At 70.4% G+C, this 23,611-nt stretch carries 17 protein-coding genes, 1 pseudogene and 3 riboswitches; of the genes and pseudogenes, 4 read left to right on the top strand and 14 right to left on the bottom strand.

What is annotated here, in order from left to right:
* Nucleotides 1-56 precede the first annotated feature (56 nt).
* From K9D12_RS01935 to K9D12_RS01890, 10 genes are all read right to left on the bottom strand, one after another.
* Nucleotides 57-950 carry an ECF transporter S component gene (locus K9D12_RS01935; RefSeq protein WP_223059308.1) on the bottom strand — a complete coding sequence of 298 codons (894 nt, stop codon included), beginning with the start codon at nucleotides 948-950 and terminating at the stop codon, nucleotides 57-59.
* Nucleotides 947-2,659: an ABC transporter ATP-binding protein gene (locus K9D12_RS01930; RefSeq protein ID WP_223059307.1), complete on the bottom strand. Its 1,713-nt coding sequence runs from the start codon at nucleotides 2,657-2,659 to the stop codon at nucleotides 947-949. Before K9D12_RS01930 ends, K9D12_RS01935 begins: the two co-directional genes overlap by 4 nt.
* Nucleotides 2,656-3,843, bottom strand: coding sequence for an energy-coupling factor transporter transmembrane component T (locus tag K9D12_RS01925; RefSeq protein WP_223059306.1), 1,188 nt, complete (start codon nucleotides 3,841-3,843; stop codon nucleotides 2,656-2,658). Before K9D12_RS01925 ends, K9D12_RS01930 begins: the two co-directional genes overlap by 4 nt.
* Complete coding sequence (locus K9D12_RS01920) at nucleotides 3,840-4,952, bottom strand: hypothetical protein (RefSeq protein WP_223059305.1); 1,113 nt, start codon at nucleotides 4,950-4,952, stop codon at nucleotides 3,840-3,842. Before K9D12_RS01920 ends, K9D12_RS01925 begins: the two co-directional genes overlap by 4 nt.
* Complete coding sequence (locus K9D12_RS01915; RefSeq protein WP_223059304.1) at nucleotides 4,924-6,324, bottom strand: prenyltransferase/squalene oxidase repeat-containing protein; 1,401 nt, start codon at nucleotides 6,322-6,324, stop codon at nucleotides 4,924-4,926. Before K9D12_RS01915 ends, K9D12_RS01920 begins: the two co-directional genes overlap by 29 nt.
* A gap of 99 nt (nucleotides 6,325-6,423) precedes the next feature.
* Nucleotides 6,424-6,565: riboswitch (cobalamin riboswitch) on the bottom strand.
* A gap of 19 nt (nucleotides 6,566-6,584) precedes the next feature.
* The gene (locus tag K9D12_RS01910) at nucleotides 6,585-8,540 is read right to left on the bottom strand and encodes a penicillin-binding transpeptidase domain-containing protein (protein ID WP_223059303.1); all 1,956 of its coding nucleotides are present in this window, start codon (nucleotides 8,538-8,540) and stop codon (nucleotides 6,585-6,587) included.
* 122 nt (nucleotides 8,541-8,662) lie between these two features.
* On the bottom strand, nucleotides 8,663-9,223 hold the full coding sequence (locus K9D12_RS01905; RefSeq protein WP_223059302.1) for a hypothetical protein: 561 nt from the start codon (nucleotides 9,221-9,223) through the stop codon (nucleotides 8,663-8,665).
* Nucleotides 9,224-9,231: 8 nt separating this feature from the next.
* Nucleotides 9,232-10,074, bottom strand: coding sequence for a rod shape-determining protein MreC (mreC, locus tag K9D12_RS01900; protein ID WP_223059301.1), 843 nt, complete (start codon nucleotides 10,072-10,074; stop codon nucleotides 9,232-9,234).
* Complete coding sequence (locus tag K9D12_RS01895) at nucleotides 10,071-11,096, bottom strand: rod shape-determining protein (RefSeq protein ID WP_129662902.1); 1,026 nt, start codon at nucleotides 11,094-11,096, stop codon at nucleotides 10,071-10,073. Before K9D12_RS01895 ends, mreC begins: the two co-directional genes overlap by 4 nt.
* Nucleotides 11,097-11,172: 76 nt before the next feature.
* Entirely contained in the window at nucleotides 11,173-12,207 is a 1,035-nt protein-coding gene (locus tag K9D12_RS01890; RefSeq protein WP_223059300.1) for a putative sugar O-methyltransferase, read from the bottom strand.
* 263 nt (nucleotides 12,208-12,470) lie between these two features.
* On the opposite strand from K9D12_RS01890, the gene K9D12_RS01885 reads away from it, so the two are divergent.
* On the top strand, nucleotides 12,471-13,031 hold the full coding sequence (locus tag K9D12_RS01885) for a DUF2087 domain-containing protein (RefSeq protein WP_223059299.1): 561 nt from the start codon (nucleotides 12,471-12,473) through the stop codon (nucleotides 13,029-13,031).
* Between the two features lie 183 nt (nucleotides 13,032-13,214).
* On the opposite strand, the pseudogene K9D12_RS01880 reads toward K9D12_RS01885, so the two are convergent.
* A pseudogene (locus K9D12_RS01880) lies at nucleotides 13,215-14,144 on the bottom strand (ATP-binding protein); the annotation flags it as partial.
* 55 nt (nucleotides 14,145-14,199) lie between these two features.
* Nucleotides 14,200-14,326, bottom strand: a riboswitch (cobalamin riboswitch).
* An 83-nt stretch (nucleotides 14,327-14,409) separates the two neighbouring features.
* Here K9D12_RS01880 and cbiE point away from each other — a divergent pair.
* Nucleotides 14,410-15,639, top strand: coding sequence for a precorrin-6y C5,15-methyltransferase (decarboxylating) subunit CbiE (gene cbiE, locus K9D12_RS01875; RefSeq protein ID WP_223059298.1), 1,230 nt, complete (start codon nucleotides 14,410-14,412; stop codon nucleotides 15,637-15,639).
* Nucleotides 15,636-16,388: a cobalt-precorrin-4/precorrin-4 C(11)-methyltransferase gene (locus tag K9D12_RS01870; RefSeq protein ID WP_223059297.1), complete on the top strand. Its 753-nt coding sequence runs from the start codon at nucleotides 15,636-15,638 to the stop codon at nucleotides 16,386-16,388. The genes cbiE and K9D12_RS01870 overlap by 4 nt, the downstream gene beginning before the upstream one ends.
* Nucleotides 16,389-16,413: 25 nt before the next feature.
* On the opposite strand, the gene cobJ is transcribed toward K9D12_RS01870, so the two are convergent.
* From cobJ to K9D12_RS01855, 3 genes are read right to left on the bottom strand one after another with little or no spacing between them, the layout of a single operon-like run.
* Entirely contained in the window at nucleotides 16,414-17,955 is a 1,542-nt protein-coding gene (gene cobJ / locus K9D12_RS01865; protein WP_223059296.1) for a precorrin-3B C(17)-methyltransferase, read from the bottom strand.
* Nucleotides 17,952-18,614: a precorrin-8X methylmutase gene (locus K9D12_RS01860; RefSeq protein ID WP_223059295.1), complete on the bottom strand. Its 663-nt coding sequence runs from the start codon at nucleotides 18,612-18,614 to the stop codon at nucleotides 17,952-17,954. Before K9D12_RS01860 ends, cobJ begins: the two co-directional genes overlap by 4 nt.
* Nucleotides 18,611-19,711, bottom strand: a complete 1,101-nt coding sequence (locus tag K9D12_RS01855) for a cobalamin biosynthesis protein CobG (RefSeq protein ID WP_370633434.1) — start codon at nucleotides 19,709-19,711, stop codon at nucleotides 18,611-18,613. Before K9D12_RS01855 ends, K9D12_RS01860 begins: the two co-directional genes overlap by 4 nt.
* A gap of 17 nt (nucleotides 19,712-19,728) precedes the next feature.
* A riboswitch (cobalamin riboswitch) is annotated at nucleotides 19,729-19,847 on the top strand.
* 56 nt (nucleotides 19,848-19,903) lie between these two features.
* Between K9D12_RS01855 and cobN the strand changes: the two genes are divergently transcribed.
* On the top strand, nucleotides 19,904-23,557 hold the full coding sequence (gene cobN, locus K9D12_RS01850; RefSeq protein WP_223059293.1) for a cobaltochelatase subunit CobN: 3,654 nt from the start codon (nucleotides 19,904-19,906) through the stop codon (nucleotides 23,555-23,557).
* The last annotated feature ends 54 nt before the right edge of the window (nucleotides 23,558-23,611 follow it).

Here is a 23,611-nt window from a genome sequence, read left to right as displayed (position 1 = left end):
TGGTCCGCGGCCGATCGACGGCAGAGTTCAGATTATCAGCGGGTCCGGGTGCCGACCTAATCAGCGCGGGAGCCCTCGGCGAAGCGCGGCGTCGCGTCGAACGCGGCACGACGCGAGGCACGGCGCAGCGCAACCATGATCGGTCGACCCGCGACGAGGATGAGGGCGACGTTCGTGATGACGCGCCCGAGGTCCCAACCCAGCGACGTGGCCAGGGTGTAGGCGACGAAGCGTGCGAGGTTGTCGCCCAGCGGCGCGCCGGGCACCGGCATGATGGCCGGGTCGTCGCCGGTGGCGAACGGCCAGAAGGACATGTTGAGCACGAACCCGTAGGCGAGCGACGCGAAGGCGCCGTAGACGCACAGCAGGAGCAGTTCGAGCGGCCACCTGAGCCCGCGCCGCCACGGCAGAAGGCCGGCGCCCATGGCGACCCAGGCCGCTCCGAGCATCTGGTACGGCAACCACGGGCCGATGCCCGCAGTGAGCACGGCGGAGGCGAACATGCTCGTCGCGCCGAGCGCGAAGCCGAAGCCTGCTCCGAAGACGCGGCCGCCGAGGACGAGAAGGAAGAACATCACCTCGATACCGCCGGTCCCCGCACCGAGGGGGCGCAGGACGGCATCCACGGCAGACAGGACGCCGAGCATCGCGACGGCCTTCGCGTCCATCCCGCCGTCCGCGATCTCGGCCAGGACCACGACGAGCATGAGCGGCAGGAGGATGGCGAAGAGCATCGGGGCGTCACGGCTGTGGCCGGCGACGGCCGAGTGCTCCTCGACGAGGAGGGGCCACAGGTTCGCGAGCAACCCGATGAGGCTGACGACGAGGATCGTGGCGGCGCTACGCGGCTTCAGACGGACGGCGCTCGTTGCCTTCGAGCGGGCGGCGCGTTTCACCGGTCGGGCGGTGCCCGCGCGCTCTTCCGGGTTCACAGAAGCCTGCGGACTCATGACGGCACTCCGAGCACCGTCAGCGCATCGCTCAACGTGAGAGCGGGAACGGGCGCGAGCACCTTCGCCATCTGTGGGGCCAGGGCGGGCGACGCCGTGAGCACGTCGCGTGCACTGCCGGTCGCGATGAACTCTCCCCCGGCCATCTGGATGACCTCGTCGGCCACTGCAGCGGCAAACTCGACGTCGTGCGACGCCACGAGAACGGCCCGCCCTTCGTCGGCGCGCCTGCGCAGGATCGCCCGCAGGGCCTCCTTGCCGGCGTAGTCGAGACCGCGGGTCGGTTCGTCGAGCACGAGCACCTGAGGTTCGGCCACGAGCTGGACGGCGAGGACGAGCGCGAGGCGCTGCCCTTCGGACAGGTCGCGGGGATGCATGGCCGGGTCGATGCCCGGGGCCAGGTTCGCGAGGTACGCCTGGGCAGCACCGGGCTCGCGGCCGGCGTCGGAATCGGCTTGCGCGAGTTCCTCCCCCACCGTGTCGAGGTAGAGGAGGTCCCCGGCGGTCTGCGGCACCATGCCGACGAGACCGCGGCGCTGCGCGGGGTTCAGTTTCGCGGGGTCGAGCGATTCGCCTCGTGCGGAGACCACGCCGATGCTGCCGCCGTCACGCCGGCCACTTCCCTGAAGCGCCCACATGAGCGTCGACTTGCCGCAGCCGTTGCGGCCCATGAGCGCCGTCACCGTGCCGGCGCAAAGGTCGAGGTCCACACCCGCGACGACGTCGAGGCCGGACAGGCGAACGCGTACGCCCCGCGCCTCGAGCACCGGCGCAGTCAAGGGCACGTCTGTCCCGCGGATGGGCGGTGCCTCGACCGTGAAGGGCGCACTCGCGGCACGCTCCACGAGCACCCGCCGCGCGTCGCGGATCGTCAGCGGCAGCGGCGACCAACCGGCGGCACGACCGAGTGCGACGACCGGCGGTGCGACGTCGGATGCCCCGAGCACCTCGCCGGGAGCCCCGGAGGTGACGACGCCGTTCGCCCCCACGTGCACGACCTGGTCGGCGAACGGGAGCACGCGCTCGATGCGGTGTTCCGCGACGACGACGGTCGAACCGACATCCTGGACAAGGCGCGTGAGTACGGCGAGAACGTCCTCGGCGGCCGTGGGGTCGAGCGCCGAGGTGGGTTCGTCGAGGACGAGGATCTGCGGGTGCATGACGAGCACACTTCCGATGGCGACGCGCTGCTGCTGGCCGCCCGAAAGGTCGCGCAACGGAGCCTCGCGCAGCTCGGCGATACCGAGCAGATCGAGCGTCTCCTCGACCCGCCGACGCATGACCTCCGGCGCTATGCCGAGCTGTTCCATGCCGTAGGCGAGTTCTTCCTCGACGGTGTCGGTGACGAAGCCGGCGAGGGGGTCCTGCCCGACGTACCCGACGACGGAGGCGAGTTCGCTGGGCTTGTTCTCGCAGATGTCGAGCCCGCCGATGACGACCCTGCCCTGCAGGAGTCCGCCCGTGAAGTGCGGGACGAGCCCGGTGAGCAGCCCGAGGAGCGTCGACTTGCCCGAGCCGGTGCGGCCGATGACGGCGACGAGCTCACCGCGTTCGATGCGCAGGTCGACGTCGCGCAGCGAGGGGTGTTCGGCCCCGTCGTACGTCAGCGTCGCGCCGTCGATGACGACGGCGGGTTCTCTGGTCCAGACGGTGGCTGCGTCACGCCCTCCCACGTCCCCCGCGGGAGTTGTGTCGTGTGTTTCGGTCATGAGGTGGCTCCTCGCAGGGCCCGGGCGTCGCGTCCGGGCGCTGCGTCGTCGAGGGTGCGTTCGGGCGCGCTCGTACGCCGCGGGCGTTCCGGTTCGGGTGTGAAGAACGCCGGCAGGAGCGCGGGCACGAGCGCGAGCGGGAGCCACAGGGGTACCACGGGCATGGCGAGGGGCGAAACCGAGAGGTTGCGCGCGTCGGGCTGGTCCGCGAGAACCGCACGAACGGCCACAAGCGTCACGATGCCGCAGGCAACGACGGCCCACTCGAGCAGGCCCCACGGGTCGCGCCGGTAGCGGGTGCGCCGCATCGAACGTCCTGCGAAAGCCACCCCGACCACGCTCGCCACGATGCCGACGACGAGCACGGGCGCCGTCGTCCACCAGGGAACGTCGCTCACGACTCCCTCGGCTCCGGAGCCCTGCATCGTGCCGTAGACGCCGACGCACGTGAGCAGCGCACCGCCGAGCATGAGCACGCCGATGACGAAGCGCGTCACGAAGGGCCGCTCGGCCCGACGGCCATACCCACGTGCCTCCATCGAGGCCGCGAGGGAGATGGAACGGTCCAGCGTGTCGTGCAGCACGGGAAGGGCCACCTGCTTGACGCGCGTGGCGCGGCGTGGGTCGCCACGCAGCACGCGCGCCTTGCGCACCCGCTGGACGCTCTCGACGAGCTGGGGCGCCACGGACAACGCAATGACGGTGGCCGTCCCGATGTCACGGACGGCCGGAGGCGTGGCCGCGAGCAGGCGCTTGGGGTTGGCGAGCGCGTTGGCTGCGCCGAAGCAGAACAGCATCGTGGCCAGGCGCAGGCCCTCGAGGAAGGCACCGACGAGGCCGCCAAGACCGACCGGGCCGAGAAGAGTGATGCCGCGAGCCCACTCGGGAAGCTCCACCTGCGGCAGCGGAAGGACGATCGTGTCGCTCGTCTTCATGCCCACGAGGACATGCAGAACGACGCGGCTCACGACGACGAAGGCTCCGAGCGCCGCGTAGAGGCGCAGGCTACGGGCCCACGGCGCATAGGGGCGCCGAGCGACGACCGTGAGCACCACGACGGCAAGCACGAGGGCCAACAGGACGGGATTCGTCGTCGTGGCGATGGCAACGGCCATCGCCGTCGCCCACATCCACCACGCACCGGGGTGGACGACGCGACGGCGATGGCCGGAGGCCGAGGTCATCCGCGACGACGTGCCGCGTATCCGCCTCCCACGGCTGCGACGCCGAGCACACCGACACCGGCGATGATGCCGGGAAGGTTGTTGCTGCCTGAGCTCTTCTTCTCCGGCACGGCGAGACCGGGCACACTGCCCGACGTCGAGATGCTCGGGTGAGCAGTGTTCTTCGGCTGGGGCACCTTCGTACCGGTCATCTTGGTGGCGGCGGGCGTACCGCCCTTCTTCTTCACACCGACCTTGTACTTCTTGGCATCGCTCGAGTTCGCATCGAGCGTCGTCGACGAGCCGTCACTGAAGGTGATGACCTTGAGTGGCTTCCCGTCCTTCGTCACGAGGGCCGTTGCCTTGACCGTGGGAGTCGACGTGGCACCCTGGCCCGGCTTCGACCCCGAGGTGGTCGGCTGGGGGCTGCTCGTCGAACCCGCCGTCGACGACGGCTTGCTCGGCGTCGGCTTCGGCGCAGCCGTCGTGGAGCCGGCCTTCGTCGAGGACGGCTTGGACGAGGGCCTCGAACTCGACGGCTTCGGCTGCGACGTGGTCGGCTTCGTGCTGCTCGGCTTGGGCGAGCTGGGCCTCGGAGTCGATGTCGTGGGCTTCGTCGTGCTCGGCTTCGGCGACGTGATCGCAGCAGGCACGGGCACCGACGGCGCGGTGCCGTTGCCGAAGCGGAATCCGACGACTCCGCCCGGGGTGGCGCGCAGCGAGGCGACACCGAGGTTCGAGTAGTTCCACGAGCCGCCGCGCTTGGCGCTGAAGACCGCCCAGTAGGCGTTCGGCGGAGGCATCCGGCACGGCGAACTCGACGGGTACCCGTTGACGCCGCACAGCACGCCGTCGTGGTACTGCGTGGAACCGGTCGTCGAGAACCCGGCGGCCCGCAGCGCCTGGAGCGCCGTGCCCGGACTACCCGGCGCGCAGCCGGTGGCCGAGCCGCTCGGGAACTGGACGACGACGGTCACGCCGCTCGTCGCACTCGTGCACGCACCCGCAGCGGACGCGGGCGCTGCGGCACCCGTCGTCACGGCACCGAGGCCCGCGAGGGCCGAGGCGCCGACGAGAACCGGTGCGCCGAGGCGCGCGAGATCAGCGGCGACGCGCGTACGCAACGGCACCTCCCGCGGCGACGAGGATGACGGCGCCGAAGGCGAAGCCGAACGGCACGGTGTTGTCCGAGACCTTGTCGGTGTTCACGATCGGGCCGGTGGCGGGCGTGGTCGACGTCGACTGCGGCACCGTGGACGTGGACGGCGCGCTCGGGCTCGTCGTCGAGGTCGGCGCTGCGGTGGCGTCCGTGCTCGTGGCGCTCGTGGTGCTCGTGGGAGCCGGCGTGGCGGAGGTGGACGTCGAGTTGCTCGACGAGGTGGTCGTCGGCTTCGGCGCGCTCGTCGTGGACGTCGAGGTGCTGGGCGACGACGTGGGCTCGGAGGAGCACGAGATGGCGGGAGTCGTGGTGGCGCCACCCTTCGTCAACGAGACGAGGGGCGCCCTCGTGAACGCGTAGAGACCCTGGGACGTGGCGCGGGTCTCGTTGCCGGCGAGCTTGCCGGAGGCACCGGCGCTCTTCATCGCCGCGAACGCGGTGCGGTCGTAGGCGATGGCGCCACGCACAGCGGCAGGGAACGAGCAGCCGTACTGCAGCGAGGCGACGAACGACTGCGCCTTAACAGCGCGCGCGCCCTGACCGCCGAGGGTGAACGCCACCGCCGCGAGGCCCGTCGAGTTGGCGTTGGGGGTGGTCGTGCCCGTTCCGCCGGCGACGCCACCGTCGGCGTTCTGCTTCGTGGCGAGGAAGTTCACGGCCTTCGTCACGTCGGCGCCGTGACCGCCGGCGGCGGCGAGCGCCTGCACGGCGAACGACGTGGCGTCGGGGTCGGAGACGCACGCCGAACCGTCGTCGGCCAAGCGGAATCCGCCGTCGTTGCAGCGCAGCGAGAGGAGGTAGTTCGTGGCCTTCGCGTCAGCGGGCGCGCCGGCCTTCTGAAGCGCGATGACGGCGAGGGACTGGGTGACGGCGTTCGAGTAGTCGCCGTAGGCCGAGACGTCGGAGAAGCGGCCGCTCGGCTTCTCGAGGCCCTGCAGCTTCGAGACGAGGTCGACGCCGCCGAACGCGCGCGGGTTCTGCCCCTGTGCCTTCGCGACGATGAGGGACTTCGCCACAGCTCCGGCGTACACGTCGGTGCCCGGCATGGCGTAGTCACCCACACCCTTGGCGAACGCTGTCGTGGCGGCACCGGCTTCGTTGCCCGCAACGCCGGCCGACGTAAGGGCCAGGATGCCGTCCGCGGAAAGGCCCGCGTCGAGGTAGGTCTGACCCGCGTAGGTGGAGCTGAGCTGGTGCCCGCCCGCCGCGAACTGCCCGGCGAGGAAGGACGCCGCGGCGTCGGTTCCCGTCGCCGGGGCTGCGGTGGCGGGGGCCGAAGCTGCGGCAGCGAGAGCGACGAGGGCGGCGCTGGTGAATCCGGCGCGACGCAGGTGGGTCGTCATGATGACCTTCCGGGCAGGTGCGTGGCCGGTGGTCGACACCCTGCTCGAACGACGAGCCGGGCCCCTCCCGCTGACCTCGACGGGTGTGATGAGGCAGATGTGATCAGACACAGCCGAGACGAGGCATTCCGGCTCATCAGCGAACTGATCTACGGCTGCGGGTCAGCGCCGGAATTCGACCGGCTTCCCCTCGTTCTCGACTCTCCGGCACGAGCCGAAGATCGCATCCAGGCTATCACCAGCCGCCGTGCGCCCTCGTCTCAGCGAGAGCGCCTGACGAGCGCGTCCCAGACGGAGCGCGCGATGGGTGCGGCGGTCCGTCCACCCTCGCCTCCTTCGTCGACCCGAACGACGACGACGTAGCGCTTGCCGTCCTCGTCCGCCCCGCCGAACGAGGCGAACCACGCGGTGGCGTGCTTGCCGTAGACCTCGGCCGTCCCTGTCTTGCCGTAGACGGGGTGCGCGTCGAGGTCGAAGCCTCGGAAGGCCTCGGAGGCCGTTCCCGTCGAGACCGCCCGTTTGAGGCCCTCGAGTTCGCGGGCGTACATCCGGGCATCGAGGCCGAGGACACGCGCCTCGGGCGTCGGGAGCACCGTCTGGGAGCTGCCGTCCGAACGCGCGGTTGCCACGGCGACGCGGGGCGTCGGTACGCGCCCGTTCGTCGCGAGCGCGGCGAACGACGTGGCCACCTGCATCGGCGTCGCGGCGACGTCACCCTGGCCGATGGCGAAGTTCACCGCGTCACCGGCGCGCACGACGTAGCCGCTCGTGCAGTTCTCCTTGGCCACCTGCGTGAGGTACGAGGCACGGTCCTTGTCAGCGATCTCCGGGTACCCGCTCTTCGCCCGCCGGCAGGACGCCGCCTTCGTCGCCTCCCACTCACGGCGCTTCGTCGCGCGGTCGGGAATGGAGCCGCTCGCCTCCGTGGGCAGGTCCACCCCGGTTCGCGCGCCGTAGCCGAACTCGCGGGCCACGCTGGCGTACGGGTCGGGAGCGTCGGTGGACGCCTTCACTCCCCCGGCCTTGACCCAGGCGTCGTACGCCCACCGGTAGAAAACCGTGTCGCAGGAGACCTCGAGCGCCTTCGGGATGTCGATCGTGCCGTGCGCCTGCGACTCGAAGTTGCTGTAGGAGCGGTTGCCGATCATGACCGACGACGGGCAGGAGTACGAGCCGTTCGGATCCACACCGGTCTGAGCCGCGGCGAAGAGGGAGAACGCCTTGAACGTCGACGCGGGCGGGCCGGCCACGGACATGGCGCGGTTGGTCAGCGGGTCGCCGGCCCTGGTGTCGAGCAGCGAGTCGTACTCGGCCTGCGTCACGCCGCCGTTCCACACGGACGGGTCGTAGGTGGGCTGGTTCGTCATGGCGACGACGTTGCCGCTGTTCGCCTCGAGGACGACGACGCTGCCCGAACCGGCCTTCTGCCCGCGTTTTCGGGCTGCTGCGATGCCGTCGGCGAGCGCCTTCGCTGCGGCGTCCTGCACGGCGGGGCGGATCGAGGTGACGACGTCCTGGCCCGCCACCGGCGGCACATCCGCCACCTGACGTTGCGCCGTTCCGTCGGGTCCGATGGCGGTGGAGCGCTTGCCGTCGCGTCCGCGCAGGACGGCGTCGTACTGCTTCTCGACACCCGTGCGGCCGAGCAGCGTCGGCACACCCGACCCCGAGGTCGCGACGTCGGTGTCGTCGGCCGTCGCTGCCGTGAGGTAGCCGGCGACCTGGGCCAGGGAGTCGCCGCGCGAGCCGTAGGTGCGGGTGGCCGCCGGTCGGACCGCGATGCCGGGGTATGCCTCAGGTCGCTCGAGCAACGCGTTCGCGGCCGAGGCGTCGACGTCGGAGGCGATCGGCACCGCCTCGAAGGGATGCCCGGCGAAGCAGACCGGCGACGGCGCGGCGCCCTTCGTCCCGCACGCCTTCGTCCGCGCCAAGAGGCTCCGCGGATCCCGGCCGATGGCCGAGGCGACGCGCGCGATGACCTTCGGCGCGTCTTCACGCGCGAGGGCCTGCGGCGAGATCGTCAGCGTCGTCGTCGAACCGTTCCCGACGAGAACGGTGCCGTCGGCAGCGAGGATCCGCCCGCGTTGGGCAGGCACGACGACGTCACGCGTGTTGATGTCCGCTGCGGCCGTCGCGTTCTTCGCGCCGTCGACGATCTGCAGTTGAACGAGGCGACCCACCATGATCGTCGCGACGAGAGCGACGACAAGAGCCATGACGAGCAACCGCGCACGTCCCGACGCCCCTCGCGCACCACGCGAACCTGCCCCACGGAAGCTCGGCACGAGGAACGGTCCGAACGGACGGCGTTCCCTCGGCACGCCTCGGCGCAGCCGGGTCATGCGCGTCCTTGTTCCTGCTCGCGCAACGTCCACCGCACCCAGGTCGGAGCGAGGGCTGCGGTGAGAACGGCCGTCGTGGCCGTCGAGCCGAGCAGCGAATACGGATCGGCCTGAACTGAGCCGGACGCCACCACTCGCAGGGCGAGAACGACAAGGGAGGCAGTGAGGGCTCCGAGGCCGCCCACGATGGCCGGTACCCACGCGGCGCTGTTCCACGACCTCGCGGCCCTGGTGACGACGAGCGCCGCCGCAACCGCGGGAACAAGCGCGAGGCCCGGCGCCGACGACGCGGGCGGCGCGAGGTCGAGCAGGAGTGCCCCGGCGATCGCCCAGGCGACGGCGGACCACGCACCGCCGGTCACGCCTGCGGTGACGAGCAGGGGCACGAGCATCCACGGCGCCCAGGTGGGCACGAGGGGCAACACGGTGACGGCGAGCAGGAGCGTCATGACGAGCCAGGCAACCCGGCTCCACGCCACCGCGGAGGGACGAGCCACGATCGTCGTGGGCTCGCGCAGGGGCGTGCGACCGGGAGCACCGGGGGTTTCAGCAGCCACGCGCGCCATCAGTGGTTCTCCTGCGGCACGAGAACACCCACGACCTCGAGCGCACCGGGGTCGACGAAGGGACGCACGGCGGCGTTGCGCTCCGCCTGACCGTGGTCGGCCTCGACGCGGCTCACCTTCCCGAGCGGAATACCGGCGGGGTACGGGAACCCGTTCGGGCTGCCTGCCGTGACGACGGTGTCGCCGATGCGTACCGAACCTCCGTCGGCCACGACGAGGCTGACCTCGCTGCCGCTTCGCTTGGCCACACCCGCCGGCGCGCTCCCGCTGAGTCGGGCCAGGGAACGGGTGCGCTCGACGCGCGCCCCCACTACGGACGAGGGGTCGGCGAGCAGCGTGACCGTGGAGGAGTCGGCCCGGACTGCGGTGATGCGCCCCACGAGGCCGCGATTGCCCACGACGGCCTGCGAGAGTGAGATGCCGTCGCGCGAGCCGATGTCGAGTTCGACCTTCCGCTCGCTACCCGTTGAAGGTGCCGGCGTGAAGGCGACGGCATGACCGACGACAACATCGTGCTTGCCGCCCCCGAATCGTTCGGAGAGCGTTGCCGATTCCTCGACCGCTGCGAGTCGCTCCTCGGCCGATCGAGCGCGTTCGCTCACGGCCAGGTTCTCCTTCGTCAGGCGCTTCACCTCCGCGTCGCGCCCGGTGAGGGACGAGACGAGAGACGTCACGCCACGTGACAGGAGCGAACTGACGCCGTCGCGCACCGGCGGAACGAGGTTGACGACGAGCGCGATGACGAGGAGGACGGCGACACCGATGCGCCTGCGTCGGGCGCGCGACCGGGTACCGCGTCCCGGCGCAGCCACCGCCGCGGACGCACCCGAATCTCGCCTCAACGCTCCACCTGCGACAGCAGCGACCGCGTCGCTGCTGGATCCTCGACGCACGTGCCCGCGCCCGTGACGACCGCGGTCAGTGGATCCTCGGCCAACCGGACGGGAACGCCCAACTCGTGGCTCATGCGCACGTCCAGGCCGCGCAGCATCGCTCCCCCGCCGGTGAGGACGATGCCGCCGTCGAGGACGTCGCCGGCCAGTTCGGGAGGGCAGGAGTCGAGGGTGGAGCGCACCGTCTCGCAGATCGTGAGCAGGTGCGGTTCGAGGGCTCGGCGGATCTCCCCGCTCGTCAGCGTGACCGCGCGCGGAAGGCCCGTGATGAGGTCGCGACCGCGCACCTCGTGGGTGAGTTCGTGACTCATGGGGAAAGCCGAGCCGATGGCCGTCTTGATCGTCTCCGCGCTGCGCTCGCCGAGCAGGAGCGCGTACTCGTTCTTGACGTGGTTCGCGATGGCGTCGTCGAGGTCGTGGCCCCCGATGCGCACGGAGTGGGCACGCACGACGCCGCCGAGGCTCGTGACCGCGACATCGCTCGTGCCGCCGCCGATGTCGACAACCATCGCGCCGGCCGTCCCGTGAACGTTCAGGCCGGCACCGAGGGCAGCTGCGACCGCCTCTTCGATGACGTCGACCCGCCGCGCCCCGGCGCGCATCGCCGCGTCCTCGAGCGCGCGACGTTCGACGCCCGTCACCTCGGAAGGAACACAGACGACGATGCGCGGGCGGATGAGGCGCGACGGTCGGGAGCGGGCAATGAAGTAGCGCAACATCCGCTCGGCGGCGTCGGCGTCACTGATGACGCCCGCGGCGAGCGGACGCACGATGCGCACCTTCGCCGGAGCTCGCCCGAGCATCTCCTTGGCATCGGACCCTGCGGCGAGGAGCTGGCCCGTGGCAGCGTCGAGCGCGACCACGCTCGGTTCGTCGACGACGATGCCCTCCCCCGCTTCGTAGACGAGGGTGTTCGCGGTGCCGAGGTCGATCGCGAGGTCGCGGGACGGGTTTCTCAGGCGCTCGAACACGCCGCCGAGTATTTCAAACTCGGCTGGACGTTCGCGGCACGTCCACGCGGTCGACACCTCGACGCGGCAGCGGTGTTCACCCGCGCCGCTTCATGACGAGCAGTTCCCCGGCGCTGCGCACATACGGGTCGTTGTAGCGACCGGCCACCTCGAACCCGTGACGGGCGAACATCGCGGCGATGCGCTCGGAGGTCACCGGATCCAGGGCCCCGTACTCGCCCGGCGCGGCGGCACGCTGTTTGCCCTCGCGCGAGTTGAGCGAGACGGCATAGCGAATACCCTTGCCGCAGACGAGATCGACGTAGTTCTCGACGACGTCGGGCTCCATCTCCTGGAACGAGAAGGAGTTGACGAAGACCTCGAAATCCTCCTCGAGGTCCGGCAGACGGTAGTTCGGAACGACGCCGCTGTTCGGCACGGTGAGCGGGCCGGCATCCGGCCGGTCGAGGTACGTCGTCACACGATCACCGAACAGTTCGGTGAGGTACCAGGACGCAACGGTCAGGAGGGGTGGGATGTCGGCATCGACGTACCGCACGTTCTCGTCGCGGCTCATCAGGATCTCGCCGAGGGCGCCGAAGCCGCCGCCGATCTCGAGAAAGCTCGAAGGCGGTGCGTCGACGTGCTGCGACAGCGCGGCGAGAACGAGAAGGTAGTTGTTGTAGGCGCGTCCGACGGTGACCGCCGAATCGTCCTTCGTCACGGGGAACGCCTGCGGCGGACGGCCCACGCGACTCTCACCGTGCGAGCGCAGATCGAACGGCCACCGCTCGGTGTTCCACCACGCGCTCGCGACGTCGTGATCGCGCCACGCGTCGCGACTGCCGCTGAGTGCGGCCCGAAAGTATCCCGGGTTGACGCCCTCCCGGCTCGTTCGTGCCACGTCGAGGAGCTCTTCGCTCAACGCCGGGGAATAGCCGTCTCCATAGAGCGGATAGAACCAGAACGACGCGGTTGGCCAGCGCTTGAATTCCTCGAGGCCCCGCTCCTGCAGGTCGTGGAGAAGCTCACGCAGGCCGGGCCCCCAGAAGTTCGTCGGGCGGAACTGCTCGTTCACGCCCTCGATCTCACGCAAGGTTCGCTCGGTCAGGTCGTTCCACGATGCGCTCACGATGCCTCCTCGAGGTGAACTCGGGCGCCCGCGTTCAGGGTCTCACGTCTGCCGTTCGTCTTCTCGAAAACCACTCGCGCCGTTCGCCCTGCCACGGGCAGAATGAGGGTCGGCGCAGGCTCGCGCCCAGCGCACCGCGTGACCCCAGCTCACGCGGACGGCGTGAAGGGAAGCAGATTCTCGAGCCGAGCAACGCCTTCACCGCACATGCACACGTTCGGCTGCGGTTCATGCTGGGGATGACGCAGACCGTGAGGTGTGACATGACACGTGACCAGGATTTCAAGCGACTCGTGCGAGCTCGGATGCGCGAGACGGGTGAGAACTACACCCTCGCACGAAGCCACTTCGAGAACGCTTGGCGCAACTCCGCCAGGAACGACGCTCCACACGACGAAGCGAGCGCCGACACATCCGCATACGTCCGATCGTCCACCGCCGGCGCAACGGCCCATGAGCGCGCGTCGGCACAGCAGCGCCGCACGATTCGCCCGTTCTTCGACGCCGAGGGGCGCCGCTTGCTCTCCATCCCGACCAAACGAAGCACCCGCATGGCCGTGCTTCTCGATCTCGTGAGGCATTTCGAGCCAAATCGCGAGTACACCGAAGCCGAGGTGGGCGCTGTGCTCGCACCGGTCCATGAGGACGTCGCGTACCTGCGCCGCGAACTCGTCAACGTCGGCTACCTGACGCGCTCGGCCGGCATCTACCGGCTGGCCGAGCGAGCGCCGGAGCGTGACGTGCGCTGGGCACACGAGTTTCCCGAGTGGGAGCGGCTGTGGCTCCCGGCGTACCTGGCCGAAGCCGGGGTCAACCCCGGGTGACCCATCAAAAGCAAACGCAGCGGGGGGGCCCCCCCGGGGGGGCGCGGGGGGGGGGGGCGGGGGGGGGGCGGGGGGGGGGGGCCCCCCCCCGGGGGGGGGCGGGGGCGGTTCCTCGTCGAGCAGCCGATCGAGAAGGTCTTCGTCCAGGCCGGGCGGGTCGAAGGGGCCGCGGCGTCGGCGGTGTGCGAGCGCAAGGACGGCCGCTGCGCGGATGTCCTCACGCTCGACGGCGTCGGCGCCACGCCACGCGGCGTGCGCACTGGCCGTTCGCGCGATGACGATGTCGGCACGCATCCCGTCGACGTCGAAGCCGGCACATACGCGGGCGATGGTGCGCAGCGCCCACGGGGAAAGGACAACCCCTCCGACACGCTCCTGGGCCGCGGCGATGCGCTCTCGCAGGCGAGCCTGATGGCCCGCGAATCGTTCGAGGAACGCATCGGGGTTCGCGTCGAAGGCGAGGCGACGCGTGACGACTTCGGCGCGGACCTCGGGGTCACGCGAGGCTGCGACGTCGACGGAGAGGCCGAAGCGGTCGAGCAGCTGGGGGCGGAGTTCGCCCTCCTCGGGGTTCATCGTGCCGACGAGGACGAAACGGGCTGCGTGCGTCACCGACATGCCGTCACGCTCGACGGTGTTGCTGCCCATCGCGGACGCGTCGAGCAGGAGGTCGACGAGGTGGTCGTGCAGGAGGTTGACCTCGTCGACGTAGAGCAACCCGCGGTTGGCCTCGGCGAGCAGGCCGGGGCGGAACTCGGCGCTGCCGGCGCCCAAGGCCCGGGCCAGATCGAGCGAGCCACTGACTCGGTCGTCGCCGGCGCCGACGGGAAGTTCGACAAGACGGACCGGGCGACTCGTGGCGTCGCCGTCAGCGCTGTGCGGGCCGTCGGGGCAGTTCGGCTCCGGGGCGAGCGGGTCGCAGCTGTAGCGGCAGCCGGCGACGACGTCGATCCGGGGGAGCACGTCGACGAGCCCACGCACGATGGTCGACTTGGCCGTGCCCTTCTCACCGCGAACGAGCACACCACCGATGCCCGGTGAGATCGTTGTCAGTACGAGAGCCAACTCGAGGTCGTCGGCACCGACGACGGCCGTGAAGGGGTAACGGGACATCACGATTCCTCCTGACAAGTGACCGCGCTTGCCGTACGAGATGCCGCGGCTCGTGCACGCGGCAGGTGATGACGACGTCCTGGCTCGCTTCGAAGGGAAGCTCACAGTGGCGGGACCGCTCCGGATTCTCACCGGTATTCCTCGTCATGTAACCGGGAGACATCATGGCAGACGAGCACGCCGCGGTGGTGTCCGGGCTGACCCGAGGTTTCACCTTCCGTCAGTGGTCGCCGTCGGTGCTCAGCGTTGTCGTAGGGTGTCGGCCATGATCGAGGTCGTGGGCATCGGGGACGACGGGTGGAGTGGTCTCTCTGAAGCCTCACGACACCTCGTGGAACGGGCTGACACCGTCATCGGAAGCCCACGTCAGCTCGACCTGCTGCCGTCGATGGGACAGCAGGAACGGCGCACCCTGCCGTCGCCGCTGCGTGACAACCTGCAGTCGCTTGTCGGCGAATCAGGCAGGCACACAGTTGTTCTCGCATCCGGAGACCCGTTGTTGTCGGGCATCGGAACGACGCTGATCAAGGCAGTTGGTCGGGAGGCGGTGCGTGTCCACCCGGCGCTCTCGTCGGAGACGCTGGCCCGCGCTCGGATGGGGTGGTCGGCGGAGTCCGTCGACGTCGTCACCCTCGTCGGCCGCTCCACGGACCGTTTCCTTCCGTTCGTCACCCCTGGTGCCCGTCTCGTCCTGCTCTGTTCGGACGGTGACAGCCCCGCGGAGGTTGCACGCCTCGCCGTGGAGGCAGGCGCCGGAACTGCACAGCTCACCGCGTGGTGGCACCTCGGTGGCCAGAACGAGGGCTCGCACAGCACCACCTGCGCTGCGTGGGGTGACGAGCGCACCCCTGACCTCGTCGTCGTGTGCCTCGAGGTCGGTGTTCTCGACGCCGAGCCACAAGCCCTCGGGCCGGCCCCCGGTCGTGCCGACGACGCTTTCGAGCACGACGGACTCATCACGAAGCGAGACGTGCGTGCCACCGCCCTCGCCCGGCTGCGCCCGTGGCCCGGTCAGGTCCTGTGGGACCTCGGAGCCGGCTCGGGGGCCGTGGGGATCGAGTGGTGCCTCGCTGCCCCGCGGGCCCGCACGGTCGCCATCGAGCGCGATCCCGACCGTGCCGATCGGGTGACGCAGAACGCCGCCCGCTTCGGCGTCTCCTCCCGCGTGGACGTCCACGTCACCAGCACGAGCGCCGCCGTGCGCGACGACGACCTGCCTCGACCGGATGCCGTCTTCCTCGGCGGTGGACTGGATCGTGACGTCCTGGACGCCGCGATCGCAGCGTTGCGGCCCGGTGGTCGTCTCGTCGCCCACGCCGTGACGAGAGAGAGCGAAGCGCTGCTTCACGAGGTACACCGCACGCACGGCGGCGAACTCACCCGCCTCGCCGTCGAACACCTCGAGCCCCTCGGGCGCTTCCACGGCTGGAAGCCTGCCCGCAGCGTCGTTCAGTGGTGCCTGACGCGGCCCCCCAGGTCGAAGGAGTCCGCATGACCGTCAACTTCATCGGTGCCGGTCCGGGAGCGGCCGATCTCCTCACGCTGCGCGCCGTGAACCTGCTCGAGCGCTCGTCGGTGTGCCTGTTCGCCGGCACCTACCTCGACGCGGCCGTGCTCGCTCACCTGCCCGCCGACGCCGAACGTATCGACACGCAACGTCTCGACCTCGACGACATCACGCGCCTCATGGCCGAGGCTCACGCCCGCGGAGCGGACGTCGCGCGGCTGTGCTCGGGCGACCCGTCGATCTACTCGGCTCTCGCCGAGCAAACCCGACGACTCGACGCTCTCGGGGTGCCGTGGGAGGTCTGCCCGGGCGTGCCCGCCTACGCGGCCACAGCCGCCGTCATCGGACGGGAGCTCACGGCCCCTGAGGTGACGCAGTCGCTCGTCCTCACCCGCGCCCAGCGCGATTCGACGAAGATGCCGCCGGGGGAGGAGCTTGCGAACTTCGCCCGCACGGGTGCGACCCTCGCGCTGCACCTGGCAATCCGTCACACGGACCGGTTGTGCGCCGAACTCGCGGAGCACTACGGCCCGGAATGCCCGGTTGTCGTCGGGTACCGCGTGAGTACGCCCGAGCAGCTCGTCCTGCGCGGAACGCTGACCTCGATGCCTGCCCTGGTGGCAGATGCCGGGCTGCGTCAGGCCGCTGTCATCCTCGTCGGCCCTGCCCTCGCGAACGACGACTTCGTCGAGTCGCACCTCTACAGCGCGTGTCGCGAGCGTCCGACCGGCGACTGACGCTCGGCGCCCATCAGGCGGTACCTCAGCTGACGAAGCGCGGCGTCCAGACGCGGCCGTCCTCGGTCATCCGCGTCGAACTGGCGCCGACGATGACGAGGCACCCCATGTCGATCGTCTCCGGATCCAACTCGCCGAGCGTCGTCGTGCGCAGTTCCTCGGCGTCGCGACCGACGTGGCGAGCCACGGCCACCACCCGGTCGTGGGGCAGCTCCTCGCGCAGGACGGTGAGCGCGTCGCCGAACTGGTGCGGCCGGCTCGCCGATCGGGGGTTGTAGAAGGCCATGGCCAGATCGGCTTGGGCGCAGGCTCGCAGTCGCGCGTCGATGACATCCCACGGCTTGAGGCGGTCCGACAGCGAGATGAGCGCGTGATCGGCACCGAGGGCCGCGCCCGCGAGGGCCGACGCGGCATGAGCTGCCGTGATGCCAGGAACGACGTGCACGGTGACGTGGCGCAGACCGGCGTCGGCGTTCTCGCGCGCCTCGAACACCGCTGACGCCATGCCGAACACGCCCGCGTCGCCACCCGAGACCACTGCGACGTCCTCGCCGTCGGCGGCAAGGCGCAGCGCGAGGGCCCCTCGGTCGACTTCGACGGTGTTGCCGCTCGCGTGACGCGTCAGCCCGGGGCGCTGCGGCACGCGCTCGACGTACGGCGCGTACCCGATGACGTGGGCGACTCGACCCAGGACCTCGGTCGCTTCGGGGCTCAGCCAGCGGTCGGGACCGGGCCCGAGGCCGACGACGTGAACCGTCCCTACCGCGCCCGACGGGCTGGTTGACGGAGTCGGTGCGGATCCCTCCGCGCGGCCGGCAGCGTCAGCCCGCCTGTCGAGGCCGGGAACGACGACGAGCGCCATGTACGGCACGGTCTCGGGATCGACGTCGGCGACCGGCAGCACCCGTTCGCCGTCGCGGCTGGCCCGCTCGACGTACACGGCACGCTCGAGCAGGTTCGCCTGACGCAGTGCCTCACGCACATTGGCGAACGTGCGCCCGAGCTTCATGATGACGGCGGCGTCGGTGTCGGCGAGGCGACGCGCGAGTTCCGGCACGGGCAAGGTGCCCGGCAGAACCGTGAGCACGTCCTCGTGACGGCACAACCCTGAACCGATGGCCGCCGTCGCGCCGGAGACGGACGTGACGCCGGGAACCCGATGCGTCTCGAACTCCTCGGCGAGCAGGTCGTGGACGTACATCGACGAGCCGTAGAAGAAGGGGTCACCCTCCGCGAGGAGGACGACGGTGCGTCCCGCGCGCAGGTGCGCACCAAGCCGGGCGGCGCAGTCCAGGTAGAAGTCCGCCAGAGCGCCGTGATATCCGCGCGGATGGGCAGCCTCCCCGGTCGTCACGGGGTAGACGAGTTCCTCCTCGACGGCGGGCACCGCACGCTCGGCGAGGAGTTCGGCCACGATGGAACGCGCGATGCTCGATCGCTTCGGGCCCCGGTGGTAGGCGACGACATCCGCCGACTCCACGAGGCGGGCCGCTTTGAGGGTGAGGAGGTCGGGATCACCCGGCCCGAGCCCCACGACGTGCAGAGCTGCTGGTGCCGGTGCGCTCATGCCAGTTCGTCCCGCGTCGCGAGAGCGTTGATCGTGGCAGCAGCCATGGCCGATCCGCCCCGACGTCCGTGCACCGTGAGCCACGGCACCGGCCCGCCCTCGGGAGCGAAGGTGCTCAACGCGATCTTGGATTCGGCTGACCCGACGAAACCGACCGGCATGCCGATGATCGCCGCGGGGCGCGGGCCGCCGTCGGCGATGACCTCGAGGAGGTGGAACAGCGCCGTCGGAGCATTGCCGATCGCGACCACTGCGCCGTCGAGCCATGGCTCCCAGAGCGAGACAGCCGCCGCGGAGCGCGTCGTACGCCACTGGCGCGCGAGGTCGGGCACCGCCGGGTCACGCAAGGTGCAGCGCACCTCGTTGTCGGCCGGAAGGCGGCGGCGCGTCACGCCGTTCGCGAGCATGAACGAGTCGGTGAGAATGTTCGCGCCGGCGCTGAGGGCGTTGTGAACGGCGTCGGCGACGTCGGGGCTTCCCTCGATCTCACCGACGATGTCGACGTCGCCCGCCGCGTGGATGATGCGAACGGCCGCCGTGTGCAGTGACTCGGGCAGCGTTGACAGGTCGGCTTCTCGTCGGATGGTCGCGAACGACTCTCGGTAGATCGCCTGCCCGTCACGTTCGTACGCATACCGGCGGGTGGGGGGCGTCGTCATCGGTCACCTCGTGCGTCGGCCACGTCGTCGGCGCTGCGCGGCGCCACGACGAGGGTGTGGGTGGAAGTCGGTCGGCCGCAGGCTCGTTCGCAGCCCACGATGTGAAGGCGTCCGTCGGCCTCGGGGGCGGGGGTTGTGCGGGCGATCTCGACGGTGGGGGAGTCGGTGCGGCGGCAGAAGGGCGCGCCGATGCAGGCCGTCACACGGCGTCGCGGATCCGTCGCGCAGTGGAATCCGGCCGCAATCAGTTCATCGAGCGCCTCGGGCGACGTGTCGGCGGGTAGGACGAGGCTCCGGTGCGGCGTCACGACGATCCGTGCCGACGAGCCGAGGGTCGCGACCAGTGCTGCGACGAGGGTGGGCGTGAGGAAGCCCAGCGGTACGCCGAGTTCCGTCAGCTCCACGACGTTCGCGCCGATCGGCCCCGATCCGGCAGCGCGCCGAGACACGGTCGGTGCACTGTCGACGGTCTCGAAGCCGACGAACAACGGTGAGTCGGAAGGCAGGTCACGCACGTTCCACACGGCGTCCGAGTCACGGAGGGTGAGGAAGCGGTTCGCCACGCCGAGCAGAGCGCTCACGGCCTCGGCGGGGGAGCAGGGGCGCGACTGTCGCCCGGCGAGGAGGCGACCGGATGTGGGCGAGAACTGTTGGAACGCCACGTCGTACGGCGCGTCCAGCGAAGGGCCCGTCTCGTCGGAGAGTGCGAAGAGCCACCGTCCCGGAAGCGTGGCGAGGGCGTCGTCCCGCTGCAGTCGGTCATCGAGTTCGCTGACCAACCAGTCTAGTTCGGGCGACGGGTCGGCAACAATGTTGCGAACGCGCTCGTGGGTGGCCGAGGGGAGCAACCCCAGTCGCTCCACCGTCCGGACGAAGGGCTCCGGCAGCGGCTCGGGCAAGCCGCGGAGTTGAAGGTTGCCGCGTGACGTCAGCTGGACGAAGGGTGCCCCGAACTCCTCGGCGAGAGCGGAGATGTCGACCAATTCCGTTGTGTCGGTTCGTCCCCCAGGAAGTCGCAGCCGGACGATGGCGCCGTCGTCGGCTGCGAACGGTCGCAGCACTCCGGGGCAGCGATCGTGAATCTGGCGGGACGGCACGGCGCCAAGCATAGGCGTAAGCCAGGTAGGGTCGGGGCTGGTCGTGAGCTGCGGAACCCGGTGTGAATCCGGGACGGTCCCGCCACTGTGAGCCCTCGTGCAAGTCAGGAACGCCGCCGCGACCGGCTCGCCGGGAACCCGGGAGAGTCCACGAAGTCGACGTGAGCGCGGACACTCACGAAGGAGCGCCTGATGGCTCGTACTGCCCTGATCTCAACCTCCGACACGGACCTGCGCAGCGCGCGCTCCAGCGGTGCGGACTACGCCATCGCCAACCCGGCCCGGCCGCGCCCGATCGGCGAGGTCACCGACGGAGCTGACATCGTCGTCGTGCGCCTTCTCGGCGGGCCACAGGACCTCTTCGACGGCTTCGACGCCCTCGCTGCGTCAGGTGTCCCGGTCGTCGTCCTCGGCGGCGAGCAGGAGCCGAATGCGGCGCTCATCGAGTGCTCGACCACCCCGCCCGGCGTTGCCCGCCAGGCCCACGACTACCTCGCTCAGGGTGGCGCGACGAACCTCGCGTCACTGCACGCCTTCCTCAGCGACACCCTTCTGCTCACCGGTGAGGGCTTCGACCCGCCGGTCACGACCCCGTCGTGGGGTGTCCTCGAGCGCCCGGAAGCTCCCACGCCTGAGGGGCCCCGGGTCGGAGTGCTCTTCTACCGAGCCCAGTACGTCGCGGACAACGTCGCCTACGTCCACGCCCTGGCCGACGCTCTCGATGCCGCGGGTGGTGTCGGCGAACCGGTTTTCGTGTCGTCGCTGCGCGACCCCGAAGCCGAGCTGCTCGAGCACCTGCGTCGCTACGACGCCCTCGTCACCACGGTGCTCGCCGCGGGCGGCACGCGTCCGGCAAGTGCCGGCGCCGGTGAGGACGACGAGAGTTGGGACGTTCAGGCGTTGGCCGCGCTCGACGTGCCGATCGTCCAGGGGCTGTGCCTCACCTGGGGGCGTGAGGACTGGCTCGACTCCGACGACGGCATGACGCCGCTCGACGTGGCGACCCAGGTCGCCGTGCCCGAGTTCGACGGGCGCATCATCTCGGTGCCGTTCTCCTTCAAGGAGTTCGACGAGGACGGTCTCGCCACCTACGTGGCCGACCCCGAACGTTGTGCACGTGTCGCCGGCATCGTGCTCGGCCACGCCCGCCTGCGTCGGCTCGCGCCGTCCGAGCGCCGCATCGCCGTCGTGCTGTCGGCGTACCCGACGAAGCACTCCCGCATCGGTAACGCCGTGGGCCTCGACACGCCTGTCTCGACCATTCGGTTGCTGCGCGCCATGCGTGACGCGGGCTACGACCTCGGCGAGCCCGGTGCCATTCCCGGGCTCGACGGTGTCGGCGGGGAACACGGCGTCGCACCCGTCGACGACGAGCACCCGGACACCACAGCAGGCAACGCGCTCATCCACGCCCTCATCGCCGCTGGCGGGCAGGATCCGGACTGGCTGACGGATGCTCAGCTCGGCGACGCCCACGTCCGTATCCCTGCCGCGACCTACCTCCGTTGGTTCGACGCGCTACCGAGCGACCTCACCGACGCGATGCGCGAGCACTGGGGTGAAGCGCCCGGTGAGCTCTTCGTCGACCGCCAGGAGAACCCCGACGGTGACATCGTCGCGGCGGCCATGCGCAGCGGCAACCTCGTCATCCTCGTCCAGCCGCCGCGCGGGTTCGGCGAGAACCCGATCGCCATCTACCACGACCCCGACCTTCCGCCCACGCACCACTACCTCGCCACGTACCGCTGGCTCGAGGAGGAGTTCGGCGCGCACGCCGTCGTCCACATGGGCAAGCACGGCAACCTCGAATGGATGCCGGGCAAGAGCCTCGGGATGTCGGCCTCCTGCGGCACGGACGCGGCCCTCGGCAGCCTGCCGCTCATCTACCCGTTCCTCGTCAACGATCCGGGTGAGGGCACCGAGGCCAAGCGCCGAGCGCACGCGACGATCGTCGATCACCTCGTGCCGCCAATGGCCCGCGCCGAGGGGTACGGCGACATCGCGCGGCTCGAGCAGCTGCTCGACGAGTACGGAAACGTCTCGGTCATGGACCCGGCGAAGGCGCCCGCGCTTCGCGGTGAGATCTGGACCCTCATTCGGGCAGCGGAGCTGCACCACGACCTCGGTCTCGACGAGCAGCCGGACGAGGACGACTTCGACGAGTTCGTCATGCACGTCGACGGGTGGCTGTGCGAGATCAAGGACGTCCAGATCCGTGACGGTCTGCACGTTCTCGGGCGCGCGCCGGAGGGCGACGAACTCGTCAACCTCGTCGTGGCCATGCTCCAGTCCCGCCAGCTGTTCGGCGGCGGTGGTGACGGTGTTCCCGGCTTGCGGACCTCCCTCGGACTCGAGGTGACGAGCACCGATCGCACCGCGACGGACGCCGCGCAGGAGCGGGCACACGCCCTCGTCAGTGCCTTGGCGCAGGCGGGATGGTCAGCCGACGCGGTGTCCTCCATCGTCGCGGAGCAACTCGACGGTCTGTCCGACGTCGACCGCTCGGGCGTCGAGGCCTCGCTGACGTTCGCTGCAACCCAGGTCGTGCCCCGCCTCGCCCAGACGCCTGACGAGCTGACGGCCGTCCTCCATGCCCTCGACGGTGGGTACACGCCGGCCGGCCCTAGCGGCTCGCCGCTGCGCGGCCTCGTCAACGTGTTGCCGACGGGCCGCAACTTCTACTCGGTCGACCCCAAGGCCATTCCGAGCCGTCTCGCGTACGAGACGGGCACGGCCATGGCCGACTCGCTGCTCGCGAAGTACCGCGACGAGCACGGCGAGTGGCCCGAGTCCGTGGGCTTGTCCGCGTGGGGCACCTCGGCGATGCGGACGAGCGGCGACGACATCGGCGAGATCCTCGCCCTGCTGGGCGTCACGCCGACCTGGGACGAGCAGTCCCGCCGCGTCGTCGGCCTCGAGCCGATCCCGCTCGACGACCTCGGCCGGCCCCGCATCGACGTCACGGTGCGCATCTCGGGCTTCTTCCGTGACGCGTTCCCGCACGTCATCGCGATGCTGGACGACGCCGTCCGCCTCGTCGTCGACCTCGACGAACCCGACGACATGAACTTCGTGCGCGCCCACGCCCGCGCCGATGTCGAGGCCCACGGCGACGAGCGCCGGGCCCGCACGCGCGTGTTCGGTTCGAAGCCGGGCTCCTACGGTGCCGGTCTGCTGCAGGTCATGGACTCGGGCAACTGGCGCAGCGACGCCGACCTCGCCGAGGTGTACACGACCTGGGGCGGCTACGCGTACGGCCGCGACCTCGACGGCGCTCCGGCTCGCGACGACATGGAACGCAACTACCGCCGCATCAAGGTGGCGGCGAAGAACGTCGACAACCGCGAGTCGGACATCCTCGATTCGGACGACTACTTCCAGTACCACGGCGGCATGGTGGCCACGGTCAAGGCACTCACGGGTGAGGAGCCGGAGGCGTACGTCGGCGACTCGACGACGCCCGACGCCATCAGGACCCGCACGCTCACGGAGGAGACCTCGCGCATCTTCCGTGCGCGCGTCGTCAACCCGCGCTGGATCGCCGCGATGCGACGTCACGGATACAAGGGTGCCTTCGAACTGGCCGCCACCGTCGACTACCTCTTCGGCTTCGACGCGACGAGCCACGTCGTGCCCGACTGGATGTACGAGCAGATCGCCCAGTCCTACGTGCTCGACGAGCAGACGCAGGAGTTCATGCGCCACGCGAACCCGTGGGCGTTGCACGGCATCGTCGAGAAGCTCGGGGAGGCCGCCGACCGTGGCCTGTGGGAGAACCCGAGCCCGGAGACGATGGCCGCGATGCAGCAGGTCTACCTCGACGTCGAAGGGGAGCTGGAGCAGTGACGCCGTCGGGCGCGCCCCGACGACCGCGACCGACGGTCGGGGACGCCTCCTCCG

The organism is Dermacoccus sp. Tok2021, from assembly GCF_019895135.1.
GTDB classification, from domain to species: Bacteria; Actinomycetota; Actinomycetes; order Actinomycetales; family Dermatophilaceae; genus Dermacoccus; species Dermacoccus abyssi.
The sequence above is the reverse complement of the archived record's forward strand: the minus strand, read 5'-3'. Positions and strand labels throughout refer to the sequence as shown.